Annotated in this window: 2 protein-coding genes; both read left to right on the plus strand. The window is 68.7% G+C overall.

Going from position 1 to position 1733, the window contains the following annotated elements; genetic code table 11:
* The coding region (locus AC51EU_RS30220) for a hypothetical protein (RefSeq protein ID WP_496270279.1) at positions 1-408 on the plus strand (408 nt) is incomplete at its 5' end.
* Positions 405-1733 (plus strand): condensation domain-containing protein (locus tag AC51EU_RS30225; RefSeq protein ID WP_496270280.1); only part of this gene is annotated, 1329 nt, incomplete at its 3' end. The genes AC51EU_RS30220 and AC51EU_RS30225, both read left to right, overlap by 4 nt.

Genomic DNA, 1733 nt, shown 5'->3' on the forward strand with positions numbered 1-1733 from the left:
TCGCAGGTCGGTTTCAACTACCTCGGCCGTTTCGCCGCCACCACCGACACCACCGGAACCGCAGGCGACTGGATGCGGGCCGCCGAAGCCAACGCGCTGGGGGCCGACGGCGGTGATGAGCAGATGCGGCTCGCCCACCCCGTGGAGATCACCGCCTACACCCAGGACCGCGAGGACGGTTCGCAGCTCGTCGCCACCTGGGCCTGGCCGTCCCGGCTGCTGCCCGAGGAGGAGATGCGTTCCCTCGGCGAACGCTGGTTCCGGGCGCTGGAGGCCCTGACCCGCCACGCCGAAGCCCCCGACGCGGGGGGATTCACCCCGTCCGACCTCACCCTGGTGGACCTTTCCCAGGACGAGATCGACGAATTCGAAGAAGAAATGGACGACGATTCGGAGATGTGGTCGTGAAGCAGTCGAAGATCGAGGACATTCTGCCGCTGTCCCCGTTGCAGGAAGGGCTGCTTTTCCACGCGCTCTACGACAACCAGCAGGACCTGGACGTCTACACCGTCCAACTCGCCCTGGACTTCGAGGGAACGTTCGACGCCGCCGCCATGCGCGCCGCCGTGGACGGAGTGCTGCGCCGGCACGCGACCCTGCGCGCCGGATTCCGCACCCGCAAGACGGGCGAGCCGGTGCAGATCATCCAGCGCGACGTCCCGCTGCCCTGGCAGGAGATCGACCTCACCGGCCTGCCGGACGCCGACCGGGCCCGGGAACTGGAGCGGGTCACGGCCGAGGACCGGGCCCGCCGGTTCGAGCTCGCCAAGGCGCCGCTGCTGCGCTCCACCCTCGTCCGCACCGGCCAGGACACCTGCCGGCTGCTGTTCACCAGCCACCACATCGTCCTGGACGGCTGGTCGCTCCCGATCCTGCTGGGCGAGCTGTTCGAGCTCTACCAGCGGCGCGGCGACGACAGCGGCCTGCCCCGGGTCACGCCGTACAAGAACTATCTGCGCTGGCTCTCCCGGCAGAACCGCGACGCGTCGGACGCCGCCTGGCGCGCCGTGCTCGGCGGACTCGACGAGCCGACCCTCCTCGCCTCGGTCGACCCGGCGCGCAAGCCGGTCATCCCGGACGATGTGTGCGTCGAACTCCCCGAAGAACTCAGCTCCGCCCTGACCGCTCTCGCGCGCAAGCACGGCCTGACGATGAACACCTTCGTCCAGGGCGCGTGGGCCATGGTCCTGGGAATGCTGACCGGCCGGGACGATGTGGTGTTCGGCGGTACGGTCTCCGGCCGTCCGCCGGAGGTTCCCGGCGTGGAAACCATGGTGGGCCTTTTCATCAACACCCTGCCGGTACGGGTACGGCTCGATCCCGCCGAATCCGTGCTGGGCCTCATGAAGCGCCTCCAGGACCAGCAGGTCGGCGTCATGAACCACCAGCACGTCAGCCTGGGGTCCTTGCAGAAGCTGGCCGGTATCGGCGAACTCTTCGACACGATGACCGTGTTCGAGAATTACCCGGTCGACGAGAGCGCCGCCTCCGAATCCTCCGGGGGAACGCTGCGCGTGGTGAGCGGCCAGTCCCATGACGCCACCCACTATCCGGTCACCGTCGTCGGAATGCCCGGCGACCGGATACGCATCAAGATCTGCTACCGACCGGACCTCTTCGACCGCGACCACGCCCTCCGCATGGCGGACGGCATGCGACAGGTACTCACCACCCTTGTCTCCGATCCGGACGGCTCCGTCGGCCGGGTGGAATTCCTTGGCGCGGGGGAGCGC

The sequence above is a fragment of the Candidatus Streptomyces philanthi genome, assembly GCF_059553635.1.